Here is a 20,973-nt window from a genome sequence, read left to right on the forward strand (position 1 = left end):
AATGGAACCGAGAATCGAATGACTGACTATAAGAATACGTTGAATTTGCCGGAAACCGGTTTTCCTATGCGCGGCGACTTAGCCAAGCGTGAGCCGGGTATGTTAGACCATTGGTACCAATCGGACCTTTATGGTGCGATTCGTCAGGCCAAAAAAGGGAAGAAAACCTTTATTCTTCATGATGGCCCTCCTTACGCAAACGGCAATATTCATATCGGTCATGCAGTTAATAAGATTCTGAAAGACATCATTATAAAGTCAAAAAGTATGGCTGGTTATGATGCGCCATACGTTCCGGGTTGGGATTGCCACGGTTTACCGATTGAACTGAAAGTTGAGCAACTGGTTGGTAAGCCGGGTGAAAAGATCAGTGCGTCTGAGTTCCGCAAGGCGTGTCGTGAATATGCGGCAGAGCAGGTTGAAGGTCAGAAAAAGGACTTCATCCGACTAGGCGTGCTTGGCGATTGGGATAACCCATATCTGACCATGGCGTTTAAAACTGAAGCCAATATTATTCGCTCTTTGGCAAAAATCATTGGCAATGGTCACCTGCATAAAGGGGCTAAGCCGGTGCACTGGTGTATCGACTGCCGCTCTTCTCTGGCTGAAGCCGAAGTTGAATATTACGATAAAACGTCACCGTCTATCGATGTGCGTTTTAACGCCGCAGATCCTTCAGCCGTGGCCGCTAAGTTTGGTGCCTCAAACGTTAAAGGTCCTATCTCTGCGGTTATCTGGACAACAACGCCGTGGACTTTACCTGCCAACCGGGCGATCTCTTTACACCCGGAATTTGAGTATCAGTTAGTTCAGGCCGGTGATGAAGCATTGATTTTAGCCGCTGAGCTGGTTGAAAGCGTGATGAAGCGTGCCGGGATTGATAGCTGGACAGTCTTAGGCAGCGCTAAAGGTGCCGATCTTGAACTGATGCGTTTTACCCATCCGTTCTTATCCTTTGATGTACCGCTTATTCTTGGCGATCACGTGACGTTAGATGCCGGTACCGGTGCTGTTCATACCGCTCCGGGCCACGGTCCTGATGACTATGTGATTGGTCAAAAATATCATTTAGAAGTTGCCAACCCTGTTGGTGCTGACGGCTGCTATTTAGCCGGAACATACCCGACCCTCGATGGCTTAAACGTGTTTAAAGCTAACGATGTTATTGTTGAATTGTTGCGTGAAAAAGGTGCACTGCTGCACGTAGAGAAAGTGCTGCATAGCTATCCGTGCTGCTGGCGTCACAAGTCACCAATCATCTTCCGTGCTACGCCTCAGTGGTTTGTCAGCATGGATCAGAACGGGCTGCGTAAGCAATCGCTGGAAGAGATCAAAGCGGTTCGCTGGATCCCAGATTGGGGTCAGGCTCGTATTGAAACCATGGTAGCAAACCGCCCTGATTGGTGTATTTCACGCCAGCGGACTTGGGGTATGCCAATGTCTCTGTTTGTGCATAAAGATACCGATGAACTGCATCCACGCGCTTTAGAAATTATGGAGCTGGTGGCTCAGCGCGTTGAAGAGCACGGCATTCAGGCATGGTGGGATTTAGACCCTAAAGATGTATTAGGTGAAGATGCTGAAAATTACGTTAAGGTCCCGGATACGTTAGACGTTTGGTTTGATTCAGGATCGACTCACGCCTCGGTTGTAGACGTTCGCCCTGAGTTCAACGGCCACAGTGCAGATATGTATCTGGAAGGTTCGGATCAGCATCGCGGATGGTTTATGTCATCGCTGATGATTTCGACAGCGATGAAGGGCAAAGCGCCTTACCGTCAGGTTCTGACTCACGGTTTTACCGTTGACGGTCAGGGGCGTAAAATGTCTAAGTCTATCGGTAATACCGTTAGTCCACAGGATGTAATGAACAAATTGGGCGGTGATATTCTTCGCCTATGGGTTGCTTCTACGGATTACACCGGCGAAATCGCCGTTTCTGATGAAATCTTAAAGCGTTCAGCTGATGCATATCGCCGTATCCGTAATACCGCGCGTTTCCTACTGGCCAATCTGAATGGTTTTGATCCGGCTAAAGATATGGTTAAACCGGAAGATATGGTGGTGCTTGACCGCTGGGCAGTAGGGCGTGCAATGGCTGCACAGGCAGAAATCGCTGACAGCTATGATAATTATGATTTCCACGTTGTTATTCAGCGTTTAATGCAGTTCTGTTCAATTGAGATGGGCTCGTTCTACTTAGACATCATCAAAGATCGCCAGTACACGGCCAAAGGGGACAGTTTAGCCCGTCGTAGCTGTCAGACCGCGCTGTACCATATTGCTGAAGCGTTGGTTCGCTGGATGGCACCAGTTATGTCATTTACTGCCGATGAAATTTGGAATTACCTGCCGGGTGAACGTGACCCGTTTGTGTTTACCGGTGAATGGTATCAGGGGCTGTTTGGCCTGGCTGACAATGAAAGCATGAGTGATAGCTATTGGGCTGAGCTGCTGAAAGTTCGCGGTGAAGTCAATAAAGTTCTGGAGCAGGCGCGTAATGATAAATTACTGGGCGGCTCTCTGGAAGCGGCAGTGACTTTGTATGCTGAGCCTGAGCTAGCCACTAGCCTGAACGCATTAGACAATGAACTTCGCTTTGTACTGCTGACCTCCGGCGCTAAGGTTGAGCCTATCGGGCAGGCTGGTGCTGACGCACAGCAAAGTGAAATCATCAAGGGCCTGAAGATTGGGTTCGCCAAAGCACCGGGAACTAAGTGTCCTCGCTGTTGGCACTATACGCTGGATGTCGGCCATGATGCTGCTCATCCGGATCTTTGTGGTCGCTGCGCAACTAACGTTGCCGGCAATGGTGAAGAGCGTAAATTCGCCTGATGAGTAAATCTATCTGTTCTACAGGATTACGCTGGCTTTGGCTGGCGGTTCTGGTGTTTGTCGCCGATATCATCAGTAAGTTCTGGGTGATCCGAAACTTTGAACTGGGTGATTCAGTTGAGTTGCTGCCATTTTTTAACTTGTACTATGCGCGAAACTACGGCGCAGCCTTTAGCTCCTTTATGGGGCAACGCTGGGCGCTGGCCGCCGTCGCTATTACCATTACGGTTATATTGATGGTAATGATGTACAAGACGGCAGCAACGGCCAAATGGAATAATATCGCTTTTGCGTTAATTATTGGCGGTGCATTGGGTAACCTGTTCGACCGCTTATATCACGGATTTGTGGTCGACTTTTTTGATTTCTTTATCGGTAACTGGCACTACCCAACCTTTAATATTGCCGACTGTGCAATCTGTATCGGTGCCGTAATGATTATTCTGGAAGGATTTCTTTTCTCAAAGAAAGACCAGAAAAAAGAGATTAAGTAACCGGACGCGCGTTTTTACCTGAAATAAGCAATAAGCAGGTAAAAATAGCGCGACCTTTACGCCATTTGGAGAGTAAAGATGCAAATATTGTTGGCTAATCCGCGCGGTTTCTGTGCCGGTGTAGACCGAGCCATCAGCATTGTTGAGCGCGCCTTAGAAATTTATGGCGCGCCAATCTATGTTCGTCATGAAGTGGTGCATAACCGCTATGTGGTAGACAGCCTTCGTGAACGCGGTGCGGTATTTATCGAGCAACTGAATGAAGTGCCGGACGGCGCGATATTAATCTTTTCTGCGCACGGCGTTTCTCAAGCGGTCAGAGCGGAAGCCAAAGCCCGTGATTTGACGGTATTTGACGCCACCTGTCCGCTGGTCACGAAAGTCCATATGGAGGTTGCCAGAGCTAGCCGTAAAGGCCGTGAGGCGATTTTGATTGGCCATGCTGGGCATCCGGAAGTCGAAGGCACTATGGGCCAATACAGCAATGCTGAGGGCGGCATGTATCTGGTTGAGTCGCCTGAAGATGTCTGGCAGCTCAGCGTAAAAAATGAAAAGAACCTCTGCTTTATGACGCAAACAACCTTATCGGTGGACGATACCTCCGATGTGATTGATGCGCTTCGTCAACGTTTCCCTGACATTATCGGGCCACGCAAAGATGATATTTGCTATGCGACAACCAATCGTCAGGAAGCGGTGCGTAACTTGGCGCTACAGTCTGACGTAGTGCTGGTCGTCGGGTCTAAGAACTCGTCGAACTCTAATCGTTTGGCTGAATTGGCTCAACGGATTGGGAAACCCGCCTATTTAATTGATACTGCCGATGATATTCAGGAAGGTTGGTTAAAGAACCTGAGTTCTGTTGGTGTGACCGCCGGCGCATCGGCTCCCGATGTATTAGTTCAAGCGGTAATTGAGCGCCTGCGTTCACTCGGTGGTTTACCGGCCGAAGAGATGGACGGGCGGGAAGAGAATATTGTGTTTGAAGTTCCGAAAGAGTTGCGGGTTAAGCAAATCGACTGATACGCAATAACGACTCGCTAGAATACCTTCTTGTAATGGGCCGAATATATCGGCCCATTGTCTTTTTGTAGTGCTGCTTCCTCTTTAGCCATTTTCCTTTTTTTCTGCTGTTCAAGATTTGACGATTGTTGCAGATATAGCCGCACCAAAGCTGATAAGTAACAGACCAAAAAAACGATCGATCCAACAACGGATTTTTATCATTTTGTTGCGAATCGTTGGTGTAGAGAAAAAGCGGGCGACCAATGCAAACCAAATAATATGGATTATTGCGATTAGCAGGCCATAGCTGATTAATATGGTTGACGGCGTATCTACCTTCACAACTTGCATAAATAAGCTGACGATAAATATCGATGTTTTAGGGTTCAGCGCATTGGTCATAAATCCCATTTTCATTGCGACCAAGCCATTGGGTACGTTCAGTGGTTTATCAATGCCCTCTGTTTGTGGCTTAGCCCTAATCATCTTTATACCTAACCAAATTAAATAAAGACTGCCGGCTATCTTGAGTAGTGTGAATAAAACTAACGATTGATGGATGATGACTCCAATACCCATAATGGTATAGGTGACGTGTACCATTACCCCTAATCCGATACCGATTGCAGTCAAGGTTCCTGCCTGGCGTGACAAGGTTAAGCTGTTTCTCGATACCATCGCGAAGTCAGGTCCCGGGCTGATAACGGCAAATACAGTGATAGTGATTACGGCAATCAATTCTGTCATAGAAATATCCATATGTTATGTTAGTAAGCAAAAATCATAATGGATATTTCAGATGGAAAATAACGATGAATTCTGGCGATATAGGTGAGAAAAACTCACATAAAAAAATACCTGGTTTACCCTCGCTTAATGGACTGCGCTGCTTTGAAGTTGCTGCCCGCGAGGAAAGCTTTACGCGCGCAGCCCATCAGCTACATTTAACTCATGGTGCTGTGAGTCGGGCCATTCGCATGCTTGAGAATGAACTGAGTATCACTTTATTTGAACGCCGTAATCGACGAGTTTTCCTGACGGAGTCCGGTCAAATACTTTTTCGAGCGGTACAACAGGGTTTTGATGTTATTGGTCGGGCAATATATGAGTTACATAAACAAAGAAATGATGCTTCTCTGGTGATCTCATGTGAGCCTACCCTAATGATGCGTTGGTTAATTCCTCGGTTATCTGATTTTCATTTGCAACACCCGGAGATCAATATACAGCTTCAAGCTGGAGGCGGTGACGTATCCCTGACTCCGGGAATTGATCTGGCTATACGTCGAAATGATTTTATTTGGCCACCACACTATTTTTCGTCTTTTCTATTTCATGAACGAATTGGTCCTGTTTTTCGCTCCACTGAACGTGCCAGAATGATTGAGATATCAGATCAAGGAACTGTTCAATTGCGTTCCGATATCAAACTATTGCATACCTATACTCGGGCTGATGCTTGGCAAAATTGGGCGCACTTAACCGCAAGCCGACTGGATGGCATGGATTCTCACTCTTATGAACATTTTTATTTTAGTTTACAGGCGGCTATTGCCGGATTAGGTGTTGCGATAGGCTCATGGTATTTGGTTTGCGATGATTTTAACAGTGGGATACTGGATGCACCGTTTGGCTTTATTGAAGATGGTTCAGCCTATTATCTTCTTGCTCCTGAATCATTTAATGATAGTAGCTCGCAAGCAAAATTCTATCAGTGGCTATGTTCGCAGGGGGAAAGTTGTTTTAACTTAGAGGTTCGATAATACCCATAGATATTATTTTTGATTAGCTTTGCTGCTTTGTGGTGAATAATTATAAGTAAATATATTTGTCAGAATTACGGGTGAACGATACCCTGATAAGTAGAAGATATTTTTGTATAACAGAATAAAAAAATCAGAGGATTATTATGACCAGTAAGCAAGTTAGAGTGGCTATTGCCGGTGCGGGCGGCCGTATGGGGCGTCAGCTTATTCAGGCAGTCGCACTGGCCGAAGGCGTTGTTTTAGGTGCCGCCCTGGAGCGCAATGGTTCGTCACTTATTGGTGTCGATGCCGGTGAACTTGCGGCTATAGGTCAGTCGGGCGTTCGGGTCAGTGATGATTTAGAGGCTGTGGCCAATGATTTCGACGTTTTTATCGATTTTACCCGTCCGGAGGGTACTTTAGCTCATATCGAATTTTGTCGTAAACATCATAAAGCGATGGTTATCGGCACGACCGGTTTTGATGATGCCGGAAAAGCCGCTATACAGCAGGCATCAACTGAGATTGCGATTGTTTTCGCGGCTAATTTCAGCGTCGGGGTTAATTTAGTGCTGAAATTACTGGAACAGGCTGCCAAAGTCATGGGGGATTACACGGATATTGAAATTATTGAAGCCCATCACCGCCATAAGGTTGACGCCCCTTCAGGCACGGCTTTAGCCATGGGAGAGGTTATTGCCGACACGCTTGGCAGAGATTTAAAAACCTGTGCAGTCTATGCGCGTGAAGGCTATACCGGAGAGCGCGATCGCCAATCTATCGGTTTTGCAACCTTAAGAGCCGGAGATATTGTTGGTGAGCATACGGCAATGTTTGCTGATATCGGTGAGCGGGTTGAAATAACCCATAAGGCTTCCAGTCGTATGACGTTTGCTAACGGAGCAGTCAGGTCAGCTGGCTGGTTAAGTCAGCATAAAAAGGGATTATTTAGCATGAGGGATGTATTATCTCTAAATGATTAAATAAGTCACTTTAATCACCTGACACTTACTTATTATTCATTTGTAAGTGTTAGGGTTTAATTTTTAGTTATTTGATTTTATTGTTTTTTTAAGTTGTTTTATCTGTTTTTATGTTGCTTGGTGATTTTTTATTTAATTTGTGGTTTAAACTTCACTTTTCTTTGGTTTTTTTTCATTTTTATCTCTGGTTATTCATCTTTCTCCTCTATTTTTCTTTGCTATTATCATTTTTAGACATAAATCTTATAGCAAACGGTTTCTTATATGACTTTAGTTATGGTTTTTATGCCTAAGCTCACTTTTTTAAGCCAATCTTGTAAAAAAGTAACATAAAAATCGTTTTTTTATAGACAACAAACCATCGGATCATTAGAATGCGCCCAATTTGCCCAAAACTTGCTAATAAGGCTTTTTTTGTGTTTATTTAGAAGGTATAGTTGTGAATTAATATGCAACTTTTGTGACTGTTTATTCTAGGAGGGTGTTTTGAGTAAGACAGCGCTACTGGTTCTCGAAGACGGAACCCAATTTCATGGTCGGGCCATCGGGGCTAACGGAACGGCAATTGGGGAAGTTGTTTTTAATACTTCAATGACCGGTTACCAAGAAATCCTCACTGATCCATCTTATTCCCGCCAAATTGTAACTCTTACTTACCCCCACATCGGAAACGTTGGTACAAATTCCTCCGACGAAGAATCAGCCTCGGTACATGCCCAAGGCTTGATTATCAGAGATCTTCCACTGATTGCCAGTAATTACCGTAATCAAGAAGGGCTGTCCGAATATCTTAAGCGCCATAACATTGTGGCCATTGCCGATATTGATACCCGTAAACTGACTCGAATACTGCGCGAAAAAGGAGCACAGAACGGCTGTATCATCGTTGGTGACGCTGCTGATGCACAACTGGCTTTGGACAAGGCTCGGGCCTTCCCCGGGTTGAAGGGGATGGACTTAGCCAAAGAGGTCACTACTCACGAATCTTATAGCTGGACTCAGGGAAGTTGGACGTTGGAAAACGATTTACCCGCAGCGAAAAAAGAGTCAGAGCTGCCTTATCACGTGGTTGCTTACGATTACGGTGTTAAACGCAATATTTTAAGAATGTTGGTCGATCGCGGCTGTCGTTTAACGGTTGTTCCGGCGAAAACTTCGGCTGAAGAGGTGCTAAAACTCAATCCGGATGGCATTTTCTTATCAAACGGGCCGGGAGATCCTGCGCCTTGCGATTACGCGATTAACGCTATCGGAAAGCTATTAGAAACAGATATTCCGGTGTTTGGAATTTGTCTTGGCCACCAGTTGCTGGCTCTGGCATCCGGGGCGCAAACGGTCAAAATGAAGTTTGGTCATCACGGCGGCAACCATCCGGTAAAAGACCTCGATAATAATACGGTAATGATTACTGCACAAAACCATGGTTTTGCCGTAGATGAGTCAAGCTTACCGGTAAATTTACGGGTGACCCATAAGTCGTTGTTTGATGGCTCTCTGCAGGGTATTCACCGTACCGATAAAGCGGCCTTCAGTTTTCAGGGCCACCCTGAAGCAAGCCCCGGTCCGCATGACGCAGCGCCATTGTTCGATCACTTTATCGAACTGATTGAATCTTATCGTTCTACCGCTAAATAAATCAGGAGCCCTTAATAATGCCAAAACGTACTGATATTAAAAGTATCCTGATTCTTGGTGCTGGTCCTATCGTTATCGGCCAGGCCTGTGAGTTTGACTACTCTGGTGCTCAGGCCTGTAAGGCTTTGAGAGAAGAGGGATACCGGGTGGTATTGGTTAACTCCAACCCGGCAACCATTATGACCGACCCGGAAATGGCTGACGCAACCTATATTGAGCCGATTCATTGGGAAGTGGTACGCAAAATTATTGAAAAAGAGCGCCCTGATGCGGTATTGCCCACTATGGGCGGACAAACAGCGCTCAACTGTGCGTTAGAACTTGAGCGTCAGGGCGTGTTGGCTGAGTTTGGCGTCACCATGATTGGTGCTACGGCCGATGCGATTGATAAGGCTGAAGATCGTCGCCGCTTTGACATTGCGATGAAAAAAATCGGACTTGATACCGCCCGCTCAGGTATTGCCCATAACATGGAAGAGGCCCATGCCGTTGCCGCTGACGTTGGTTTTCCATGCATCATTCGCCCGTCTTTTACTATGGGCGGAACCGGTGGCGGTATTGCCTATAACCGTGAAGAGTTTGAAGAGATTTGCGAGCGTGGCTTAGACCTTTCTCCGACCAAAGAGCTATTGATCGATGAATCGCTGATTGGCTGGAAAGAGTATGAGATGGAAGTGGTACGGGATAAGAATGATAACTGCATTATCGTCTGTTCCATCGAAAACTTTGATGCCATGGGCATTCATACCGGTGACTCAATTACCGTTGCTCCGGCCCAGACGCTGACTGATAAAGAATATCAAATCATGCGTAACGCTTCGATGGCAGTACTGCGTGAAATCGGGGTTGAAACCGGTGGGTCAAACGTTCAGTTTGCGGTGAATCCAAAAAATGGCCGCCTGATTGTTATTGAGATGAACCCGCGGGTTTCCCGCTCATCTGCGCTGGCATCTAAAGCAACCGGATTCCCGATAGCCAAGATAGCTGCCAAGCTGGCCGTCGGCTATACCCTTGATGAGCTGATGAATGATATTACCGGCGGCAAAACGCCGGCTTCATTTGAACCTTCCATTGACTATGTTGTGACTAAAATCCCGCGTTTTAACTTTGAGAAGTTTGCCGGTGCCAATGACCGCCTGACCACTCAGATGAAATCCGTTGGTGAAGTGATGGCCATTGGCCGTACGCAGCAGGAGTCATTACAAAAAGCCCTGCGGGGATTAGAAGTCGGCGTTAGCGGTTTTGACCCTAAAGTTAATCTGGATGATGCCGATGCCTTAACGCGTATTCGCCGCGAATTAAAAGAAGCCGGCAGCGACCGAATTTGGTATATCGCCGACGCTTTCCGTGCCGGTATGTCAGTCGACGGCGTTTTCAATTTAACCAACGTTGACCGCTGGTTCTTGGTTCAAATCGAAGAGCTAATTCGCCTGGAAGAACAGGTTGCTGAACGTGGATTCATCGGGCTGGACGCTGACTTTATGCGCACCTTAAAGCGTAAAGGCTTTGCCGATTCTCGCTTAGCTAAGCTGGTCGGCTTTTCTGAGGCTGAAGTGCGTAAGCTACGCCATAAGCATGGTTTATTTCCTGTATATAAGCGGGTTGATACCTGTGCGGCTGAGTTTTCGACTGATACTGCCTACCTGTATTCAACTTATGAAGATGAGTGCGAGGCTAATCCGACCAACGATCGGCCGAAGATTATGGTGTTGGGCGGTGGACCAAACCGTATTGGTCAAGGGATCGAGTTTGACTATTGTTGCGTACACGCTTCCCTCGCCCTACGGGAAGACGGTTACGAAACCATTATGGTCAACTGTAACCCTGAAACTGTTTCTACCGATTATGACACCTCAGACCGGTTGTATTTTGAACCGGTAACGCTGGAGGACGTGCTTGAAATCGTACGTATCGAACAGCCTACGGGCGTGATTGTTCAGTACGGCGGCCAGACTCCGCTTAAATTAGCACGCGCTTTAGAAGCCGCCGGCGTGCCGGTTATCGGCACCTCACCTGACGCCATTGACCGTGCAGAAGACCGCGAGCGTTTCCAACAGGCGGTAAATCGCTTAGGGCTGAAACAGCCGGCTAATGCCACGGTGTCGACAATTGAAATGGCAGTCGAAAAAGCCGTTGGCATTGGTTATCCGCTGGTGGTTCGCCCGTCATACGTGCTGGGTGGTCGGGCAATGGAAATTGTCTACGATGAAGTTGATTTACGTCGCTACTTCCAAAATGCAGTAAGCGTGTCTAATGACGCTCCGGTTCTGCTGGATCACTTCTTAGACGATGCCATTGAGGTTGATGTCGATGCTATCTGCGACGGTGAGCGGGTGCTAATCGGCGGTATTATGGAGCACATCGAACAGGCTGGGGTGCACTCCGGTGACTCGGCATGTTCTCTGCCGGCCTATACCTTAAGTCAGGAAATTCAGGATGAAATGCGCAGGCAGGTTGAGAAACTGGCCTTTGAACTGTGCGTTCGAGGCCTGATGAACGTTCAGTTTGCGGTTAAGAATAATGATGTTTACCTGATTGAAGTTAACCCGCGGGCGGCCCGAACGGTTCCTTTTGTCTCTAAGGCCACCGGTGTTCAACTGGCGAAAGTGGCTGCTCGCGTTATGGCGGGTAAATCTCTGCTTGAACAGGGTATGACCAAAGAGGTGATTCCGCCTTATTACTCGGTAAAAGAAGTGGTTCTGCCATTTAATAAATTCCCCGGTGTAGACCCGATCCTCGGGCCTGAAATGCGTTCAACCGGTGAAGTGATGGGCGTTGGCCGCAGTTTTGCTGAAGCCTTTGCCAAAGCGATGCTTGGTAGCAGCCCGCATAAAATGCCAAAAGGCAGAGCCCTACTATCGGTACGTGAAGGTGATAAGGCTAAGGTGGTGGATTTAGCCGCTAAGCTGCTTAAGCATGGCTTTGAGCTGGATGCGACACACGGTACGGCAGTGGTGCTGGGTGAGGCGGGTATTAATCCGCGCCTGGTGAATAAAGTGCATGAAGGTCGCCCGCATATTCAAGATCGGATCAAAAACGGTGAGTATAACTATATCGTGAATACCACCGAAGGACGTCAGGCAATAGAGGATTCTAAACTGATTCGCCGTAGCGCGCTTCAGTATAAAGTTCACTACGATACGACGCTGAATGGCGGTTTTGCAACCACCATGGCAATGAGCGCCGATCCGACTCAGACCGTTATTTCAGTACAGGAAATGCATCAGTTACTCACTAAGTAATGTATTTGATTAACTGAGTTAAAACCCGCCAATAGCTGACTATTGGCGGGTTTTATTATTGCTGGCTAAGCTTGAATAAAAGAGATGTTCGAGATGCTTAAGCTGCAGATTGGTGTGCCGACTTTTTGCGCCTCGAATGATGTTCGGTATAAAAATAGGTGTTGAGCGTTTGGAGCGATTTCAACATCGATGTTATCCTAGCGCGCTAAGCGGTGAACTTATCCCGTTTATTTTCTTCTCTATATCACTCAGGTAAAAATAAAGTGGAGTCTGATAAAATTCAGCCGCGTCAGCGGGATATCACCCGATTGTGTATTCAGTGTGCTCTGCTATTACTTCAGCACGGTGCAGAAAGTACGCTGGTTGAACAGCTATCCTTTCGTTTGGGTAAAGCATTAGGCGTCGATAACGTTGAGAGTTCTATCTCAGCTAATGCCGTTGTATTGAGCACCGTTCATCACGGACATTGCCTGACCTCGACCAGAAAGAATATTGACCGTGGCATAAATATGCATATGGTTACCGAAGTTCAGCGCATTGTTATTCTGGCGGAGCATCGATTATTAGATATTGATGATGTTCAAAAGCGTTTAGATAATATTAAGCCACTGCGTTACCCGCGTTGGCTGATGGTGTTGATGGTCGGATTATCCTGCGCCAGCTTTTGTAAACTGGCCGGCGGCGGCTGGGATGCGGTCATGGTGACCTTTTTTGCCAGCGGTGTGGCAATGTATGCCCGCCAACTGCTGACCTCGATTCAGATGAACCCATTGATTAACTTCTTCGCGACGGCCTTTGTGGCAACTACCGCAGCCGGATGGCTGGTACGTTGGATTGATATACCCACGGCGTCAATTGCGATGGCTTCCAGCGTGTTGCTGCTGGTTCCCGGTTTTCCTTTGATTAATGCAGTTGCCGATATGTTTAAAGGGCATATCAATACCGGGATTGCCCGTTGGGTGATGGCCAGTTTACTTACGCTTTCGACCTGTATTGGCGTGGTTGTTGCCATGTCAGTATGGGGATTCAGGAGCTGGTTATGAGTTTACTTCTTGCGCTTATTCAGGGAATGGTACTGGCGGCTATTCCGGCGGTTGGTTTTGCCCTGGTATTTAACGTGCCGGTAAAAGCCTTGAAATACTGCGCGCTTTTAGGGGCAATTGGCTATGGGACTAAAACGATTCTGATGTAGTATCATTTGCCGATTGAATGGAGCACGTTATTGGCTTCAATTTTAATTGGTAGTATTGGTATCTATTGGTCTCGACGCTTTCTTGCTCATCCAAAGGTGTTTACCGTTGCCGCTGTTATTCCGATGTTTCCCGGCGTTTTTGCCTATAAGGCGATGATTGCGATGGTGGAAATTTCTCATCTGGGTTACACCACTGAGCTGTTTGAAACCATGATTACCTATTTCCTTAGGGCATCATTTATTGTCGGCGCCTTATCAATAGGGCTCTCTTTACCGGCTTTGTGGCTTTATCGTCGCAAGCCAAGCGTATAGGCCGAAACACCGGATACCGCTCGACCTACGATGATAACAATAGATAACAACGGACAAAAAACGGCTTCAGGATATTTTTATGATAATTAGTTTAATTGCCGCTATGGCTGAAAATCGGGTTATTGGTGCTGATAATGCGATGCCGTGGCACTTGCCGGCTGACCTGGCCTGGTTCAAACGTAACACGCTGGCAAAACCCATTATTATGGGGCGTAACACGTATGAATCTATCGGCAGGCCGTTACCCGGACGCTTAAATATTGTGATTAGCCGCCAGCCTCAGTCAGACGAGAGGGTGACTTGGGTAAGCTCTTTAGAACAGGCTCTATCTGCTGCGGGAGAGGTTGATGAGGTAATGATTATCGGTGGGGGACGTGTTTACCAACAGGCTCTGACGCTGGCAAATCGCCTTTATCTCACTCATATTGAGGCCGAACTGGAAGGGGATACCTATTTTCCTGACTACCAGCAGTATGGCTGGACGCAAACATTGGATGAACCGCACCCTGCGGATGAAAACAATCAATACCCATACCGGTTTGAAATATTAGAACGGAAATGATTGTCCGGTGCCGTCACGCCATTTTGGGCTGGCGTGACGGCCGTATGATAGCGGCAGCTTAACTACGACTCTGCATCAGCTTCCTGCCCGAGATAAGCCTGACGGAAGTACTGCTTATCTTCCCATCTCAGCATCGTCAGTTCGCCTCCCCAGCAACAGCCGGTATCCAGAGGATAAATGCCTTCCGGAGCGCCTTTTCCTTCTAGCGATGCCCAATGGCCGAAGGCAATTGAGTACTTTTCGGTTATGGTACTGGTGATATCAAACCAAGGCTTTAGCGGTGCGGGTGCTTTTTTGGGGACGTCTTTGCAGATCATATCCAGACATCCGTTCGGATAGCAAAAGCGCATACGGGTCAGGGCGTTGGTTGCATAGCGTAAGCGCGGCAGGCCTGACAGTTCATCACTCCAGCAGTTTGGCAGATCGCCATACATCGAGTCCAGAAACAGAGGATAGCTATCGCTGGAAAGAATCGCTTCAATTTCACGGGCACAGCGCTTGGCGGTATCAATGTCCCACTGCGGGCTAATGCCGGCATGGCCCATTACTAACGCTTTTTCTTCATCCACCTGCAGCACGGGCTGGCGACGCAGCCAATTAATCAGTTCATCTGCATCAGGCGCTTCAAGCAGCTCAGACAGGTTATCTTTAGGCTTATTACGGCTGATACCGGCAAAGATAGCTAACAGGTGAAGATCGTGATTACCCAGCGTCAGGCGCACTGAATCGCCTAAAGAGCGAACATAGCGTAAGACTTTAAGCGAGTCGGGACCGCGGGCAACTAAGTCACCGGTTAGCCAAAGGGTATCGTATTGAGGATTAAAATCAGCCTGAGATAAGAGCGCCTGTAGTTCGTTAAAACAACCGTGAACGTCACCAACTAAAAGTGTTGCCATAAGCAGCGGCTAGCCTTTTTTATTATTATATCCGTATCTTTCATCTTGCAGCGGGAAACGCTTATCGCAAGGTAAATTATTTAGGGTATAGATTAATGAATCAGCGACGGAATCGCCAGACGGAATACCGGAATAATGACTTGAAAGGGCTGGCCCAGATGATCGACCATTTTATAGTGGCCTTCCATTGTTCCTAGCGGAGTTTCAAGAACCGCTCCGCTGGTATATTGGTACTCGCCGCCGATATCAATAATTGGCTGCTCACCCACAACACCTTCACCCTGAACTTCAGTTTGCTTACCGTTAGCATTGGTAATCAGCCAGTAACGACCCAGTAATTGAACTTGAGTCCGCCCCAGGTTACGTAATGTCATGGTATAAGCAAAAACAAAACGTTCTTCGTCCGGCATAGATTGGGTTTCTACATAAAAACTCTGTGCCTGAATAAATACCCGGGGTTGATCAATCACGGTGGTTACTCCTGTTCAGCCTTTTGCGATGCTCTATTGACTGAAAGCCAATTCGCCAGTTTGCAATATTGCTCAACGGAGATATTTTCTGCCCGCATAGACAGGTCTAAACCTAATTCCGTCAGTTGCTCTGGCGTAAACAGGTGGCCAAGGCTATTGCGGATAGTCTTTCGCCGTTGATTAAATGCCTCTGTGGTCAGACGGCTTAATATACGAATATCATCAACAGGATATGGAATTGTTGCATGAGGTATTAAGCGGACAACCGCAGAATCTACTTTTGGTGCCGGGCGGAACGCCGTTGGCGGCACTTCCAGAACCGGAATAATATGGCAGTAATATTGTGCCATTACGCTTAATCGGCCATAGGCTTTGCTATTAGGGCCTGCGACTAAGCGGTTAACAACCTCTTTCTGCAGCATAAAATGCATATCACTTATTGCATTAGTATAGCTGAAAAGGTGGAACATCAGCGGCGTAGAAATATTGTAAGGTAAGTTACCAAATACCCGCAGTGACTGGCCTTTTTCTTTTGCCAGTTCAGCAAAATCAAAGGTCATTGCATCTTGCTGATAAATAGTCAGCTTGCTGCCTAACTTAGGATGAGTCTCTAAACGAGCGGCTAAATCACGGTCTAATTCGATTACGGTCATATGATCGAGCCGATCCGCAACCGGCTCAGTTAAGGCGCCTAAGCCGGGGCCGATCTCTAACATCTCCTGACCGGGCAGAGGATGAATAGCTGAAACAATATTATCGATCACATACTGATCGCTTAAAAAGTTCTGCCCGAAACGTTTACGAGCAAAATGGCCTTGGTGAACACGATTATTCATTACGATTATTTATCATTTTAATAGCGAGATTAAGGGCTACCGTAAAGCTGCCAACGTCGGCGTTTCCGGTAGCTGCAAGGTCTAGTGCTGTACCATGATCCACTGATGTGCGGATAAAAGGCAGGCCTAAGGTAATATTTACTGCGCGGCCAAAGCCCTGATACTTTAATACCGGCAATCCCTGATCGTGATACATCGCCAGTACCGCATCTGCGTGTTGAAGATATTTCGGCTGGAACAGGGTATCGGCAGGAAGTGGCCCAATCAGGCTAATTCCTTGCTGACGTAATTGTTCTAACGTAGGGATAATAATATCGATCTCTTCACGCCCCATATGACCCCCTTCACCCGCATGAGGATTAAGTCCACATACATAGATTTGAGGTTGGCTGATACCAAACTGATTGATTAAATCATGATTTAATATCGTGATAGTTTCAGTCAGGCTTTGCGGGGTAACTGCCGCCGAAACGTCAGACAGCGGGAGGTGCGTTGTCACTAACGCCACCCGAAGTTCCTCGGTCGCCAGCATCATAACAACCCGCGGGCGAAGGCTTCGTTCGGCAAAAAATTCGGTATGGCCGGTAAAGGCAAAGCCGGCATCATTGATAATGCCTTTATGTACCGGTCCGGTAATCAGTGCGGCAAATTCGCCACTCAGACAGCCGTCACAGGCCCGGGCTAAGGTATTCACAACATAGCTACCATTGGCCAGATTTAACTCACCGGCAATCACTGGTGCGTTTAGCTCTACGGGAACAACGGTGAGCGTGCCTTTACCCTGAGGCTTCGGTTGTTTTAATGGGTCATAGCGTATTAATTGCAAAGGCAGCCCGAGAAGGGCTGCTCTTTGTTCAAGCAACGCAGGGTCGGCACAAACGACCAGTTCAACCGGCCAATCTTGCTGTGCCAGCCGGACAGTTAAGTCCGGGCCAACGCCGGCAGGTTCACCCGGCGTGATAACCACTCTTTGATATTTATTGAGCATCTTTGTTGCTGTTGCCATTGATGATCTTAACGTAAGCACTGGCGCGCTGTTCTTGCATCCAGCTCTGAACTTCTTCTGCAAACTTACGGTTAAACAGCATGCGATAAGCCCGATCTTTCTGAGCTACGTCAGTTTTATCAACCTGGCGGGTATCCATTAACTGAATTAAGTGCCAGCCGAAAGATGAACGAACCGGAGCACTAAGCTCGTTTTTCTGTAAGCGCATCAATGCTTCACGGAAAGCCGGATCGTAGCTCTCAGGGGATGCCCATCCCAGATTACCACCCTGTTGAGCTGAACCCGGGTCTTCTGAATATTGGCGAGCCATATCTTTAAAATCAGCCTTGCCGCTGCGAATATCTGCCGCGATAGACGCCAGTTTTGCTTCGGCCTGCGCATCAGTCATGACAACGGACGGGCGTAAAAGAATATGGCGAGCGTTAACTTCCATCACCGAAATCGCTTTTTGTTCACCGCGAATATCATTGATTTTTAAAATATGGAAACCAACGCCGGAACGGATAGGGCCGACGATGCTGCCTTTCTTCGATGACTGAAGCTGGCTGGCAAAAATAGAAGGTAGCTCTTCCATTTTACCCCAGCCCATCTGACCGCCTCTTAATGCCTGAGGGTCAGCGGAATAGGTCACCGCCAGTTTGCCGAAGTCGGCTCCGGCATTAATTTGTTCTACCAGACTCTGGGCTAATGCCTGTGCCTTCTCAACCTGTTGTTGAGATGCATTTTCCGGTAAAGGAATCATGATGTGGCTCAGATTCAGTTCAGCACCGGAACCAATTTGATTGGCAATCTGGCTGGCCATGGCATCGACTTCTTGCGGCAGAACGGAAACCCGGCGGCGAACTTCATTATTTCTAACTTCCGCCAGCAGCATCTCTTTACGGATCTGTTCGCGGTAGCTGTTGTAGTTCATACCCTCTGCAGCAAGACGGCTGCGAAGCTGTGCCGGCGTCATGCGATTCTGACGAGCGATATCAGCGATACCACTGTCAAGTTTGGCATCATCAATTTTAATGCCCAAATTGGCACCTAACTGCGTGATGATACTGTCCATAATCAGACGTTCAGTAATTTGAGTACGCAGCGTTGCATCGTCAGGCAACTGTTGCCCGGCACGCTTAGCGTTGCTTTTAACTGAAGACATCAGGTTATTAACGTCACTTTCTAATACCACACCATTATTTACAACGGCAGCAACGCTATCAACGAACTGGCCCTGTGGAGCAGCTAAGGCAGTGTGTGAAGCCAGTGACATTGATGTGACTGATGCACAGAGCGCCAAACTTGCGGCAAGCGATCTCCAGTTTTTCATTACTTTTCCCATATAGTCCTATCCGCCTCTTAGCGGTTAATCATTAAAATCGCACTAACATTCATAAGTGGTTGTTAGCGATTAGAAAGCACGCTGATATGGCAGAATACCCGTACGCATCATTTTACTTCCCCCTAAGCTATAGTTGTTACTTAAGCCTCTAAGTTCAAAATTAAACGATACCTTGTCGTCATAATCACTTCGGAAATTGCCGGTGTTATTCCAACCGATAATCTTTCTTTCATAGCCAACGCCGATAGCCCAACAGCATGTGTTGTACTGAAAACCTATTAGACTACTGGCAGACTGTTTTAGTTTCGTATCGTAGTAATAAGATCCTACTGCTGCCCATCGGTCGGCAATTGGCCAAGTAGCAATACCACCGACCTGAGAGATATCTTGATTATAGGCGGTATAACCGTTCGAGATATTAGTCGTCATCGCAGAAACGTATTCTTTACTGGCATAACGATAGCTTAACTGAATCACCCGCTCGCTGTCTTTACGATATTCAGCCACGGCATTACCCACGGCGAAATTATCTAAACGGGTGTCATATTGAAGGCCTCCGCGCAGGGCGAAGTTAGGATCGATTCTCCAGAAGCTGTCACCGGCCCAGACTACGCTGCCGGTACTTTTTTTATCATCAAAGCTATTGTTATTATCACCGGTACGGGAGTCTTCAAAAAAGTAAATTTGCCCGACGGACGCATTAAAACGTTCAGTCTGGCGATCGTCATAAACCCGCGTTGTCAGTCCCGTGGTAACCTGATTAGCTGAAGCAATTCGGTCCAGACCGCTGTAGGTACGATCGCGAAACAGGCCGGTGTAGTCAGTCTGTAGCAGCGTGGAGTCATAGACATTGATATCACTTTGGTCTTTATAAGGTACATATAAGTACTGTACTTTTGGTTCCAACGTTTGGGTGAAATCTTGCCAACTATCCATCGGTCGGTCAAAAACAACCTTGCCTGTAACTTTATACTGCGGAAGAACCCGATTAACTGACTCAGCGAGCTGGCTACTTTTAGGGGAAGTATCAGGGAAATCTTGCTGATAATGGGTGGCCATCAGTTTGAATTCACTGTCCAGGCTTCCCCAGCGGTTAGCAATCGGATAGTTAAAGGTTGGTTCTAAGTGTGATCGCGTGGCCGTCGGGTTAAGATGATTTTCACTGGAGAATTTAGCCACCTGAGCATAGGTATGAATATCAAAACCGCCGATATCATACTGGAAGTTATTCATATCAATCTGCGGTTCAGCCCGATAGGCGTTAGCGTTACCCGCATCGGTGAAGATCTGGAATTTTTTCATGGCGACGGTGGCATTCCAGTTTTGGTTAGCATAACCCGCACTGTATTTTTGGGTTGCATAACCATCGGTACTGGAGCCGTACAGGCTAGTGAGATCGCTAAGATAACGGCTATCACTCAGTTTGGTGTAGTCGATATTAAAACGCCAAAACTGATTCATAACCCCATTATGACCCCAATAGAATAACCAGCGGTCAGCGTCATCAACGGGTTTTCCTGACTTAGCCATATCTTCTTTATATAGCCGGTCGTTTTTCAACCAGTCAAAGGCCATGGTACCAGTACCCGGAGCCAGTAAATAACGGAATTCATTTTGGTACTGCATGCCCCGTTCGCCGATATAGTGAGGGGTTAACGTGGCATCGAAGTTCGGGGCGATATTCCAGTAGTAAGGCAGGCTAAATTCAATGCCGCCATTATTGCCGTATTTACCGCTTGGTATTAAGAAACCGGAACGGCGTTTATTGCCGGTAGGTATCTGCAAATATGGGCTGTAAAAAACCGGCACCGGACCGATTTTAAAACGGGCATTCCAGATTTCGGCTAATTCTTCTTCGTTATCATGGATGATTTCTGAGCCGACGATGCTCCAACTGCTGTCGCCCGGCAGGCAAGAGGTGAAAGTACCATTATCAAGAATGGCATAGCGGTTACTTTCCCGCAGCTTCATCTTATTGGCTTCGCCCCGGCCCTGACGCCCAACCATTTGATAGTCGCCTTCATACACATCGGTATCTTTGGTATTCAGGTTAGACCAAGCCTTTGGCCCGTTAAGCTTGATCATGTTGTCATCATAGCGCACGTTACCCGTTGCGGTTACGGTGCGCAGAGGTATTTCTTGGCCGTCAATCGGCGTTTGGTTGACTTCAGCTCGATCGGCAAGTAACAGACGGTTACCTTGCTCAATAACGACATTACCGGTAAATACTGCGCTGGCAGGATAATTGACTTCACTATCATCAGACTCAATACGAACGGGTAATGAGTTTGGATCGCCGGTAACGAGCGGGCGCTCATAAACAGGTATTCCGAACTTACATTGCTCGGCTAAAGAAGCCAGAGCACCCTGGCTGTAAAGTGCCATCCAAATTGTGGAGGCTAGCAGTGTGGGATAACGTTTTTTCATACGATTATT

The 20,973-nt window shown here is 47.2% G+C and carries 16 protein-coding genes and 1 pseudogene; 10 read left to right on the forward strand and 7 right to left on the reverse strand.

What is annotated here, in order from left to right:
- Positions 1-18 precede the first annotated feature (18 nt).
- The 3 genes from ileS (at position 19) to ispH (ending at position 4,352) form a co-directional block, all read left to right on the forward strand.
- A complete protein-coding gene (gene ileS / locus YWE_RS0102170) occupies positions 19-2,835 on the forward strand; it encodes an isoleucine--tRNA ligase (protein ID WP_029093030.1) in 2,817 nt (938 codons plus the stop codon).
- Positions 2,835-3,329 carry a signal peptidase II gene (lspA, locus tag YWE_RS0102175; RefSeq protein WP_029093031.1) on the forward strand — a complete coding sequence of 165 codons (495 nt, stop codon included), beginning with the start codon at positions 2,835-2,837 and terminating at the stop codon, positions 3,327-3,329. The genes ileS and lspA overlap by 1 nt, the downstream gene beginning before the upstream one ends.
- A 78-nt stretch (positions 3,330-3,407) precedes the next feature.
- The gene (ispH, locus tag YWE_RS0102180; protein WP_029093032.1) at positions 3,408-4,352 is read left to right on the forward strand and encodes a 4-hydroxy-3-methylbut-2-enyl diphosphate reductase; all 945 of its coding nucleotides are present in this window, start codon (positions 3,408-3,410) and stop codon (positions 4,350-4,352) included.
- Positions 4,353-4,463: 111 nt separating this feature from the next.
- Here ispH and YWE_RS0102185 read toward each other — a convergent pair whose 3' ends face one another.
- Positions 4,464-5,081: a LysE family translocator gene (locus YWE_RS0102185; protein WP_029093033.1), complete on the reverse strand. Its 618-nt coding sequence runs from the start codon at positions 5,079-5,081 to the stop codon at positions 4,464-4,466.
- Positions 5,082-5,146: 65 nt separating this feature from the next.
- On the opposite strand from YWE_RS0102185, the gene YWE_RS26390 reads away from it, so the two are divergent.
- The 7 genes and pseudogenes from YWE_RS26390 to folA all read left to right on the forward strand — a co-directional run bounded on the left by YWE_RS26390 (position 5,147) and on the right by folA (position 14,005).
- Positions 5,147-6,097, forward strand: coding sequence for a LysR family transcriptional regulator (locus YWE_RS26390; RefSeq protein ID WP_051323142.1), 951 nt, complete (start codon positions 5,147-5,149; stop codon positions 6,095-6,097).
- A gap of 146 nt (positions 6,098-6,243) precedes the next feature.
- Positions 6,244-7,062, forward strand: coding sequence for a 4-hydroxy-tetrahydrodipicolinate reductase (gene dapB / locus YWE_RS0102195; protein ID WP_029093034.1), 819 nt, complete (start codon positions 6,244-6,246; stop codon positions 7,060-7,062).
- Positions 7,063-7,548: 486 nt separating this feature from the next.
- The gene (gene carA / locus YWE_RS0102200; RefSeq protein ID WP_029093035.1) at positions 7,549-8,697 is read left to right on the forward strand and encodes a glutamine-hydrolyzing carbamoyl-phosphate synthase small subunit; all 1,149 of its coding nucleotides are present in this window, start codon (positions 7,549-7,551) and stop codon (positions 8,695-8,697) included.
- 17 nt (positions 8,698-8,714) lie between these two features.
- Positions 8,715-11,939, forward strand: coding sequence for a carbamoyl-phosphate synthase large subunit (carB, locus tag YWE_RS0102205; RefSeq protein WP_029093036.1), 3,225 nt, complete (start codon positions 8,715-8,717; stop codon positions 11,937-11,939).
- A 263-nt stretch (positions 11,940-12,202) separates the two neighbouring features.
- Positions 12,203-12,982, forward strand: a complete 780-nt coding sequence (locus tag YWE_RS0102210; RefSeq protein WP_029093037.1) for a threonine/serine exporter family protein — start codon at positions 12,203-12,205, stop codon at positions 12,980-12,982.
- A pseudogene (locus tag YWE_RS26395) lies at positions 12,958-13,443 on the forward strand (threonine/serine exporter). Before YWE_RS0102210 ends, YWE_RS26395 begins: the two are co-directional and overlap by 25 nt.
- Before the next feature lie 79 nt (positions 13,444-13,522).
- Positions 13,523-14,005, forward strand: a complete 483-nt coding sequence (gene folA / locus YWE_RS0102220) for a type 3 dihydrofolate reductase (protein WP_029093038.1) — start codon at positions 13,523-13,525, stop codon at positions 14,003-14,005.
- 62 nt (positions 14,006-14,067) lie between these two features.
- Here the strand turns inward: folA and apaH are convergent, their stop codons facing one another.
- The 6 genes from apaH to lptD form a co-directional block, all read right to left on the reverse strand.
- Positions 14,068-14,901, reverse strand: a complete 834-nt coding sequence (gene apaH, locus YWE_RS0102225) for a bis(5'-nucleosyl)-tetraphosphatase (symmetrical) ApaH (protein WP_029093039.1) — start codon at positions 14,899-14,901, stop codon at positions 14,068-14,070.
- 92 nt (positions 14,902-14,993) lie between these two features.
- Positions 14,994-15,371 carry a Co2+/Mg2+ efflux protein ApaG gene (gene apaG / locus YWE_RS0102230; RefSeq protein ID WP_029093040.1) on the reverse strand — a complete coding sequence of 126 codons (378 nt, stop codon included), beginning with the start codon at positions 15,369-15,371 and terminating at the stop codon, positions 14,994-14,996.
- A gap of 5 nt (positions 15,372-15,376) precedes the next feature.
- The gene (rsmA, locus tag YWE_RS0102235) at positions 15,377-16,207 is read right to left on the reverse strand and encodes a 16S rRNA (adenine(1518)-N(6)/adenine(1519)-N(6))-dimethyltransferase RsmA (protein WP_029093041.1); all 831 of its coding nucleotides are present in this window, start codon (positions 16,205-16,207) and stop codon (positions 15,377-15,379) included.
- Positions 16,200-17,213 carry a 4-hydroxythreonine-4-phosphate dehydrogenase PdxA gene (pdxA, locus tag YWE_RS0102240; protein ID WP_227659929.1) on the reverse strand — a complete coding sequence of 338 codons (1,014 nt, stop codon included), beginning with the start codon at positions 17,211-17,213 and terminating at the stop codon, positions 16,200-16,202. The genes rsmA and pdxA overlap by 8 nt, the downstream gene beginning before the upstream one ends.
- Positions 17,185-18,525 (reverse strand): peptidylprolyl isomerase SurA, encoded by a 1,341-nt coding sequence (gene surA, locus YWE_RS0102245; RefSeq protein WP_029093043.1) that lies wholly within the window; start codon positions 18,523-18,525, stop codon positions 17,185-17,187. The genes pdxA and surA overlap by 29 nt, the downstream gene beginning before the upstream one ends.
- An 81-nt stretch (positions 18,526-18,606) precedes the next feature.
- Positions 18,607-20,964 (reverse strand): LPS assembly protein LptD, encoded by a 2,358-nt coding sequence (gene lptD / locus YWE_RS0102250; RefSeq protein WP_029093044.1) that lies wholly within the window; start codon positions 20,962-20,964, stop codon positions 18,607-18,609.
- Positions 20,965-20,973: the final 9 nt, after the last annotated feature.

Source organism: Budvicia aquatica DSM 5075 = ATCC 35567, from assembly GCF_000427805.1.
Lineage (GTDB): Bacteria > Pseudomonadota > Gammaproteobacteria > Enterobacterales > Enterobacteriaceae > Budvicia > Budvicia aquatica.